Source organism: Pseudoflavonifractor sp. 60, assembly GCF_009911645.1.
Classification (GTDB): Bacteria; Bacillota; Clostridia; order Oscillospirales; family Oscillospiraceae; genus Lawsonibacter.
Genome location: NZ_QWKI01000086.1, coordinates 22,282 through 32,617, shown reverse-complemented (window position 1 = coordinate 32,617; position 10,336 = coordinate 22,282). Strand labels below are relative to the sequence as shown.

3 protein-coding genes are annotated in these 10,336 nt (G+C 56.6%); all 3 read right to left on the bottom strand.

Annotated features, from left to right (window positions below; genetic code table 11):
• Positions 1 to 65: 65 nt before the first annotated feature.
• Genes D1646_RS10175 through D1646_RS10165 form a run of 3 tightly spaced genes read right to left on the bottom strand, consistent with a single transcriptional unit; the run spans position 66 to position 10,328 of the window.
• Positions 66 to 9,179 carry an LPD11 domain-containing protein gene (locus D1646_RS10175; protein WP_160636357.1) on the bottom strand — a complete coding sequence of 3,038 codons (9,114 nt, stop codon included), beginning with the start codon at positions 9,177 to 9,179 and terminating at the stop codon, positions 66 to 68.
• Between the two features lie 44 nt (positions 9,180 to 9,223).
• Positions 9,224 to 9,586, bottom strand: a complete 363-nt coding sequence (locus tag D1646_RS10170; protein WP_160636356.1) for a TnpV protein — start codon at positions 9,584 to 9,586, stop codon at positions 9,224 to 9,226.
• 43 nt (positions 9,587 to 9,629) lie between these two features.
• Positions 9,630 to 10,328: a hypothetical protein gene (locus D1646_RS10165; protein ID WP_160636355.1), complete on the bottom strand. Its 699-nt coding sequence runs from the start codon at positions 10,326 to 10,328 to the stop codon at positions 9,630 to 9,632.
• Between the last annotated feature and the right edge of the window lie 8 nt (positions 10,329 to 10,336).

Below are 10,336 nucleotides of genomic sequence, written 5' to 3'. Positions count from 1 at the left end.
TCACCTGCCTTTCTTTGATATCTTTCTTCCCGCCGCTTGCTCAAGGCGGCATTTGATATATGCCCTTATGGGCGCACATAAAGCTCGACCATCGAATTGCTGACGGGAGTGCCGGTGGCGAAGGTCACGCCCCTGCCGCCTGTCAGCTCGTCCAGATAGCGGCATTTGCCAAACATATCACTGGATTTTTGCGCTTCGGTTTGAGCGATACCGGCTACATTCCGCATTTTTGTATGTAAAAAGAGGTTTTTGTAATAATGCGCCTCATCTACAAACAGACGGTCGATGCCCAATTCCTCAAAGGTAACAGTGTCGTCCTTCTTCTTGTCGGTGAGCTTTTTCAGCTTCGCTTCCAGGTCTTTCCGCGTTCCCTCCATCTGCTTGATGGTCCAGTTTTCTTCCTTCTGCGCCTTGGCCTCCGCGATAGCGTCCATGATCTCACCGATCTGGTCCTCGATCACCTGCGCCTGCCGTTCCGGGGAGAGGGGGATCATCTCGAATTGAGAATGGCCGATGATAACGGCGTCATAGTCCCCGGTGGCGATGCGGGCACAGAACTTCTTGCGGTTCTTAGGCTTAAAGTCTTTCTTGGTAGCTACCAGCACCTTGGCGCCGGGATAAAGGGTCAGGAAATCGCTGCCCCATTGCTCCGTCAAGTGGTTGGGCACGACAAAGAGCGATTTCTGGCAGAGGCCCAGCCGTTTGCTCTCCATAGCGGCGGCGGTCATTTCAAAGGTCTTGCCAGCGCCGACACAGTGGGCCAAGAGGGAATTGCCGCCATAGAGCATCCGCGCTACGGCATTGCGCTGGTGGGGTTCCAGCTTGTACTCCGGGTTCATCCCGGCAAAGGTGATGTGGCCGCCGTCATACTCACGGGGCCGCTTAGAGTTAAAGAGGCGGTTATAGGTGGCGCACAAGTCGGCGCGCCGCTCCGGGTCTTTGAAAATCCAGTCCCGGAACGCTTGGTCGATAGCCTCCGCTTTCTGCTGGGCGATTGTGGTGTGTTTGGAATTAAGAATACGCTTCCCTTCGGCGTCCTCGTCATAAACCCGCGTGTCCCGCTGGTTCAAAAGATTCTCAAAAATGACATAGGCGTTTCTGCGCTTGGTGCCGTAGGTAGCACGGATACGGGCGTTGTCCCGCCTGTCCTCGCTCTTGCCCTTCACATTCCATTCGCCCGTAATTTTATTGTAGATAACGTCTATTTTGCCGTCCCGCAGATATTCCGGCGTCTGGAGCAGTTCAAAGATAAATTCACGGTAATACTCCGGCTTGACCCACGGTGCGCCAATGCGCACACTGATCTCGGCGGCGGTCAGGTCCTTGGGCTGCACCTGCTGCAGTGCCTCCACATTGACTGCGAACTCAGGGTACTTCTCAGCGGCGGCGCGGGCCTTGGCCAGCTTCATACGGACATCGCCGGACAGGTATTCGTCCGCCGTCTGCCAGCCCTTGTACCAATCTGTGCCCCCCGCCTCCATATCGAAGGGGCCGGTGGCCGGGTCCTTGAAAATGACCCCTTTCAAATCCTCCACGATCTGCGGGATTTTTTCACCGCCGTCCATGAGAGACGCCATAAAGCCCAAATCCACGCAGGCCCGCTCCCCAATAGATACCGCCAGAGCCTCCACCGCCGTGTCCACACTGGTCACGGCCTCATGGTGCTGGATGGTGCGCCTGGTGAACATATCCGCCTTTTGCTTAAAATTGCCTTCATCATCCAGCACTTCCAGAGAGCAGAGCAAGGGATAGGAGGAATCTTGGTTGAATGCCAGCCGGTTCCCGGCGCTGTTCAGGATGCCGTATTTCTTGGTGTAGACATCATAGAGGCGGTTAAGGCTGGCCTGTTCCGCCTTGATCTCGGCATCGGACGCGCCTTTCAACTGTAGATCAATGAGTTTCCGGGCGCTGTCCCGAATACTGATCATCCCTTTGACACGGGCGGTCGGGACCTTGCCCAGCTCCACTGGGACCATGCGGGAGTTCTCCCGGAAGTAGATTTTTCCCTTGGACACCGTATAGCTGAAATTGCGTACATTCGGGTCTGCCGGGATGCTCTCGACCGCTTTGCCGTCCTCCTGTTCAGGCGCGTCCATGTCCAGCAGTGCCTGGTCAGGTGGGGCGATATGGGCAACAGCCCCGGCAAGCTGTTCCGCCAGATCAGCACCCTCAATGGGATAACAGGCGGTTTCCGTGTCGTTGCCATACAGACTTTTGCCGAGGGCCATCGTGCCCAGCACCATCTCCGGGTGCTGAAGGTAATACTGGTTAAGGGGTACGCCGTCCGCAGTCAGGCCGCTTTCCACCCATTCCGGCATTTTTTCCGGTACAGTGGCCCGTTTTTGAAAAAACAGGATATCACTGGTGACTTCGGTTCCGGCGTTGGCCTTGAAAGTGTTGTTGGGCAGGCGAATCGCGCCCAGGAGGTTGGCTTTTTGCGCCAAGGCTTCCCGCGCCTTGCTGTTTTTCTTGTCCATGGTGCCCTTTGAGGTAATGACCGCCATGATACCACCGGGGCGCAGCTTATCCAGTGTTTTCATCAGGAAATAATCGTGTATCTGGAGATTGTGCCGGTTATAACGGCGGTCATGCACTTTGTATGAGCCGAAAGGCACGTTGCCCACGGCGAGGTCAAAGAAATCATCCGGGTGGTCGGTGTTTTCAAAGCCGTCTACGGTAATATTGGCCTTTTGATAAAGCTGTCTTGCGATCCTGCCCGTCAAACTGTCCAACTCCACGCCGTACAGATTTGCGCCAGAAAGATTTTCCGGCAGAAGTCCGAAAAAGTTCCCGATACCGCAGGACGGCTCCAGCACATTCCCCGGCTGAAAGCCCATCCGCTGCACAGCATCGTAAATGGCCTTGATAACGCGGGGGCTGGTATAGTGGGCGTTCAGCGTAGTCGCTCTGGCGGCAGCATACTCGTCCGGGGTGAGAAGCGACTGCAATTCCTCAAACTCCTTGGCCCATGCTTTGTTGTTTTCGTCAAACGCTTGGGGCAGACTGCCCCAGCCGACATAGCGGGACAGTATCTCCTGTTCCTCTGGGGTAGCCAAACGGCCATCCGCCTCGATCTGCTTCAAGGTACGGATAGCCGCTGCATTATTTTGATATTTGGTTTTCTGTCCGCCAGTACCCAGGCCCTCGTCAGTGATGTGGAAATTGTGCAGTTCCGGGCCAACGTGCAGTTCCTCAAATATCACGTCAAAGGCTCCGGCGTTTACCCGTCCCACTACCTTAGAGGTTATGGGCGTTTTGGGTGCGGGCGGCTCTGCGATCCTGCCGCCGTCGATCTCCACCCGTTCCGGTTCCGGGGCGGGTCCCGGCTTTTGCGCCGCTCTCAGTGCGCTTGCCAGCAGTTGCTCCGGCTCACCCTCCACATGAATCAGGTCATCAAAGGCAAGGGCGGACAGTTCGTTGTCAATCAGCTCCCGCAGGGTCTTGTACCGGCGCTGTTCAATGAGCTGGTCATCCAGCATCTGCGTGATACTGAAATCCAGCAGATTGACCTCCACTTGAATTTCGTGCTTTTCATCCTCGGTGGAGGTGTAGGCGATGCCGATATGCTCCAGATCAGAAAAATCAACGCCGCCGTCATACTCCACATCACAGAAATCCTCTATTAGTCGTTTGGCTTCATCCAGCTCATCGGCTCCGGCATGGCGCTGACTTTCTGGCGGCACTGGTTCGTCAGCGGCAGGGGCTTCCACTATTTCCTCAACATGGGCCGCCTGCTCAAATTCCCGCCGTTCCGCTTCCTCCACATATTCGCGGACAACAATAACAGATTCCTCATGGAAAACGGGCTGCCGATGCTCCATCGTCAGTTCCACGTCCATGAGGCTGACCTTATCGCTGGCGTAGTCGATGCTGTCCACCTTCATGCGCCGTCCGTCAATGGTCAGCTCCTTGCCCAAGGGGATATACTTGGAAATATCACGCTCCTTAATGATCTCATAGGGGGCGTCAGGGCCGCGCTGGGGATTGGGACGGGCCAGCACCACGCTCTTGCCATGCTCCAGCAATTTTTTGAGCGCAGCCTGCCATGCGCCGTTGTATCCTGTCACACTGGTTTCACCCAAGCCTGGAATGTCCCGCGTCAGTATGTTCCGGCCCAATGCGGCGGAGGCTTCTTCCGCGTCTTTGCCATAAAACATCATATATTGGCCCACTTGGACACCTACCAGCTTATCCGGGTGCTGTGCTTTCAAATTGAGGTATTCCGAAACATTAGGGACAAGGCTGGGTTCAGCAGACACTTGCTGGGCGTGTTCACTGGCCTTGCGGACAACGGCATGGCCGCCATCATCCAATAGTTTTTCAAATTTGTCACGGAACATTTCAGCGGGGGCTTGTGCCAAATCGGGGAACGTGTAATAAATATAGTCCTCGCCTATGCTGTCAATGACGATCTGGTTGGGTGTCCCATCAACGAGGTATTCCACCGTGTCCCTGGCGCGGTATTCTTTCCCGCCGGGAGTGTGCCAAACCGTTTCCGTGTTTTCCGGCGCACCCGCCCCGGTGGGTTCCGCCACCGTCATCGGCGCTTGGAGTATCTCTGTACCGGCCTCCGCCTGCCTCTGTGAATGATCTTCTGCGGACGGTTCATGGAGAAAGCCATCCAGCTCCTGTTGGTAGAGTGCGCGAAGAATAGGGGCGATCAGGCGCCAGGGCATAGATATCTTGGAATCCTGCCCATCGTGAATGTGGACCTCAAAGCCGGAGCTGTCCGCGGAGTAGTCCGCCTGATTGCCCGTCCAAAGGGCCGCAGTTCCCACAACGCCCTCATAGGTGTCCGCCAGCCGTTGGGCGACCTCCAGATTATTCTCGCCTGCCTGGATGTATCCAGCGATCACGGCCTTGTCCCACAGTTCCAGCAAACCGCTGTCCCCGGTCAAGACTTCCCGCAAAACGGGGTTGATGTCCGGCAGATAGGCGGAGAGGAACGGCGTGATGCCGCTGTTGCGGTCGTCCTTCAACAGCTCCCGCGCAAAGGGGCCTTTGCCGTATCGCTCATAAATCGGAAGGCTATGCGATTGGTCTTGCAGCAATACACTGGATTCTTCCACCTTTTTGACAACAAACGCCCTGTCGCGAATATAGACCGTATCGCCCTCCTGATAAGCTGGGTCCAGCGGATCGCGGGCTTCGGTCTTTTCCACCGGGAGTGCCGTTTCGCGGGTATCTTGCTCCGTCTGCGCCGGGGCATCCTCCCGAATCCACGCGGGGGCGTCCGGCGTGTCGGCGTATCGCTGCACCGCGTCACGGGGGTCGGTGATATAGTCCTGATAGGTCTGCTCCAGAATATCCTCCAACAGCCATTCCCGGAACTTGGGCAGGGCGTGGTAGGCTTCATACAGAGCGGGATTTCCCTCCTTGACCTCATCCATCATGGCGGTGATCTCGGCGTCCAGTTCGTTCCTTGCGCTGTCATGGTCAGTCTCCCGGTCGCGGAGATAATCATAAAAGCTGCTGCCCCTGACGGCGCCGACCAGTAAAGCAAGCGCCTCCCGGTACAGTGTGACGGAGCTGACGGGCGTCTGCTCCGCCTCCAACTCCTGTTGGTAGGTAGTCTCAAAAAGGTAATTGCGGAACCGATGGACTGCAATCGTTGTGTCGAAATAGGCGCGATAAAACTGCGGATTTGTTTTGAACATGGAAACCGCAATTCGGTTGATTGCGATGTTGCACTCATCCCGGCTGTTCTGCTCATCGCTGTTCATCCGGGCGTTTGCGTAGCTTTCATCGTTCAGAAGTTGCGCCGTGATTGTGTCCGCTTCCCGCATCAGAATGTCATAGGCGGCAAAGGGCGCCCCTTCCGGGCTGAAGAAAACCTCAACATCCTCCCCATCCCGCACAGAGACAGCTTGCTCCCTGATGAATTTCTGCGCTGTGATATTTTTCATCCACTGTGCGGCAAAGCTGTTCAAATCGTTCCGCAGCTTGGGAATCCACTTACCCGGCTCCGGGTAGACCTCCTGATAGAGCGGGATGCCGCCATCCTGCCGGAAGGTCAGCGCCTCCAACGTCCCCTTCTCCCGGTCAACACGGAAGGTCATTTCCGGGTCATACATGGTATCGCCGTTTTGCTGGTAGGTGTGGCTGACGGCAACCACATCATCTGCAATCCATTGAACGTGGAGAGGCATATAGGATGGCTCCGCCTGCAAGTGCATACTGCGGTATTCACCGCTGATAATCTCAGGAAACAATTTCTCAAAGGCGTGGTAATTGACCTCCGGGCGTGTGCGTCTGGCCTTTTGGGGTTTGGACACAGCTTCCGCCGCTCTGGAAATATCCTTCCTGATTTTCGTAATCAGCCGTTCGAGGACGTCCTTCTCGGATTCTGGGACACTGAATGTAACATCGCCATTTTCCTGGACAGTCCGATTGGCCGTGATCCCCGCTTGTGACATGGGCCTTGCTAAAATCAACGCTTCCGCCGATGTAACAGTAATCTCATAGTTGGGATTCTTGACGGCGGCAACCACTTCCTCTGCGGGAGCTTCGTGTTGCTCCACAGCCTGTTTCTCAGGCTCCGCGCCTGTCATTTGGGCCTCGTAACGGTCAATATCCTCCGCCGTCAGCCATTCCGGTTTCTCAGGAAGAAGGCCGTACAATTCCCGCATCTTGGCGATCTGCGTTGCGATACTGCCGCCCTCTGACAAATGCCTTTCGCGCCTGCCGCCCGCGCCAAGAAAATAATCACAGTCAGATTTCAAGCGGCTCAGTTGCCGGTATTCAAACTCAAAGTCGTAGGGAACCGTGCCGCCGTCAAGCGCGGCTAAGGTGCGGGTCTGATATACGCCGGTTTTGGTATCAACAGCGGAAACAGCCACGTCATACTGCCCGCGCAGCTTTTCAACATTCTGCTCCAGCGCATGGATAGGAAAGCCGCACATCTCCACACGCCCCACGCCGCCAACAGGCCGGGTGGTCAAGGTCAGGCCCAGCACAGCGGCAGCGGTTTTGGCATCCTCGCCAAACAATTCAAAAAAGTCGCCAACCTGATAAAGAATAAGGTGATCTGGGTGGCTCCCCTTAACGGTGGAATATTCATCCCACCAAGGGGAACGGGAGGATTCCTGCTCCTGCTCCGGCGCTTGGGACGGCGTGGAAAATACGGGGGCCTCCGGCTCCTGGGCCGCATGGTCCTTCTGATACCGCTCCAGTTCTTCCGGGGACAGGTAGCGGCCCTCTTGGATAAGCTGGCGGATATGAGCGGCCATTTCCTCAAAGGAAACATGGCGCATTTTCCCCTCTGGCCTGGGAGAAATCCGCAGTTCCTTCGCAAAATAGGCGTAGCCCCTTGTGCCGTCCGACAGAGTGCAGAAGCCCCCTTCAACACTTCCGTATCGGGAGCGGCTGTATTCCTGTTCCAGCTTTCGCACGATGATCGCGTCAGACCAGCCCTCAGTGAACAAAGCGTAAAGCCTCTGCTTGCGCTCTGGGTCGCCCAAATCCTCGATCAGAAAATGGTCAAGGTCCATATCGCTGATCTTTCGCTGTTCCTGCGGCTCCGCCATCTGCCCGGAAGAAAACAGGGAGAATTGTCCATCACCCCGCACCGTGGCCTCCGGCTTGCGCTTACTGGCAAGGGCGCGGGCCACCGCCGCCAAATCGCCGGAAGCCTCTCCCGGCGGTTCTGGCGCATCGGTCACAGCACCCTGTTCCGGGGTCTGGTCCTTTTTTCGGTTTCGCTCCTTTACCTCGCGCTCCGCTTGCAGGGCGCTCTCCGGCAGCGGGGAGAACAGGGGGGAATCCCCGCGCACAAACGCCCCCATATCCCGCATGGCAAACATCATGCCCGTATAACCGTCCGCGTCCGGGCTGATTGCGGAAAAATCACTCAACATGGTATCAAACAGCTTCGCCGCCGCTTCAGGCACTTCCAGCAGGGGGAGTATCTGCTTGGCCGCCGCTGCAAGGTCCGCGCCATTGGCAAAGGGCAGGTGTTTGCAGTCGGGTACATGGGAGAAGAAATGATAGAGCATCCGGGCAAGATGGTTTTTGTCATGCTCCGGCAGGCTTTCCCGCTCTTGGCGGGTAAGGTAGCGGTCTTTCTCGATCAAATCCCGGATACGCTTCTGCGCCTGGTTCCAGTTGAGATAAACGGTATCATATCCGTCCGCGCCTGAATCTTCGTGCAAGCGGGTGAACTTGATGCCCTTCGTATCGCTCCATGTTTTCAATTCCTCAGAGGTGCGGCCCATATCGCCGCACTCATGCCGCAGAAACGCGGCGCACTCATTGGCGTCGTGGCCCTGCATGAAGTAGGAATAAACCCGGATTCTGCCCCCTTCAAAGCTGAAAGCACCCATTAAAAACTGGTCGATTTCATCTTCCGTGATAAAAGTGGTTTTTGCGGGGGCAAAGCCCTCCACCGCCTTAAACTCTGTGACCGGCTTATCCAGGTCGGCGGTTTGCCGGATCAGCGCAGGCAGGGATATAGTGGGGTGGTGTCTCAGCAACGAGCGGTCTGTTACATAAGAGTCGGAGAACGCCCGCAATTCGGAGATGACACGGCGGCGGCTCTCCGGCTCACGCAGAAGTTCCTTGATCCGCAGCACACTTTCCTCGCTTCTGCTCCCCCTATATGCCTCGGAAACGGTATGCAGATAGTCCTTCTTCTTTGCCTCATCACTGAACTCCATGCGGAGGTCGGCCAGCCGGTTGGCCAGACCGTCCAACTCGTTTTCCCGCGCTGTGTCGATCTTCTCTTGGCTGGCAAACATACCGTCCTTCAAAAGCTGGGAAATACGGATTCCCACAGCGGACCACGGGAGATGTGTGAAAATAGCTCCATAGGTGTTGTTTCCGGGGCAGATATGAACCCCTTTTTCATCAAACCACATGGCGTATTTCGTTTTGGCAACCGTCAGGCCCTTACCGCCGACCCCATACTCCTTCTCCAGAAACGCGGCGGCGTCCTCGCTGCTGGGACTTTTCTGGAAGAACGCTACTATGCGCTCAATGCTGTGCCTGCTGTTGCCGCCGCTGGTAAGGATGCGATCCACCACCGCGTCAGGCACACGATGTATGGTGGAAGCGTCAATTTCCGTCTGCCTCTTTTCCTCTGCCTGGGCCTCGGCAATGGCCTCCACCTGTTCCTCTACGGTAGGGAACAAATGGAACCGGGCCAGCCCCGGCGCAGGGGCTTCCTCTGGCTCTTGGAGCACAGAAGCGGCGGGCTGTTCGCCCGCCGCTTCATGCTGCTCCTGATCTACTTGTAGACGATCTCCGCCAGCACCATTTCCTCCGCCTGATGGGTGAAGCCGTTCACCGCCTGCACCCACGCCATCTGATCCCTGGCCTTCAATTCCTCGTTCACGCCGCAGCTTTTCATCAGGTCCCTCACGATGCTGTCCACCTGCTCCTGCGCCTGCCGGTCGATCTTCCGCAGGTGATCGGTCAGCCTGCCCGTCAGAAGCATGGAGGTGTATGTCCCGCTGTGATGCTCCTTCAGAAAGTCCTCCCGCAGCATCCCGTACTTGCCCAGCGGCATTTCCTCCAGTTCGTCCTCGCCGTCCATCACCAGATCGGGCACCAGGTAATCGCCCACCTTCGTGTAAGTCAGCTCCGCCATCTGTATCGCTCCTTTCTGCGCTTTCGCGCTTTACAGTGTTAAATTATCCTCTGGTTGTAGTATAACCGGTTTGAGGTTCTTTTGCAAGAGGTTTTTCGGAAATTTTTTGATTATTTTTTGCTTGTGTCTGTTCGTACTGCCGAATGGCAGTCCCGATCTCCATTAGGGCTTCCATAGAAACCGCGCTTGCGGCGTTGCCCAAGTGGTGGAGGACTGCCGGGGTGGAAAATTCCGAAATGCCGTCAAAATCTTCGTCGTCCAGATAGTCCAGAGGGTCCAGGCCGCAGCGGGTCAGGAGGGTGTACTGGACACTGGCGGTCAAAAGGCGGCGGAAACGCACCTCCAAATTCAGTTCATCCAGTTCCTCCAGCAGACTGTCCTTGGTGTCATAGGCAAGGTCGCTCAAACGGTCACGGTAGACCTCATCCACAGCACGGCGGGCCAGCTCCATGATCTGGTCCCCTATATCTCCCTTGGCGGCGGGGCCGTACCGCTGTTCCAAGGCGGCGAGGACGGCGGGGTGGTGTTCCTTCCGCATCTGCCACAGGTATGGCTCCCGTGCCCCGCTCACAGGGCGGGTGTCCCTATAGTCATAGACATACTCCAGACCGGGCTTGCCGCGCCTGTCTTTTCGGATGACCGCGATACCCTTGGAACCGGGCTTGATCCAGCGGCGCATGGTGCCATTCCACAATTCCATGCTGGCGCAGGCGGTGGCGTCCGGGCGCTGGGCATAGATCAAGAGCTGTT

What these genes read in the sequence shown, in the direction of transcription:
- D1646_RS10170 (WP_160636356.1), bottom strand. Translation starts at nt 9,586, where the DNA reads ATGGCGGAGCTGACTTACACGAAGGTGGGCGATTACCTGGTGCCCGAT.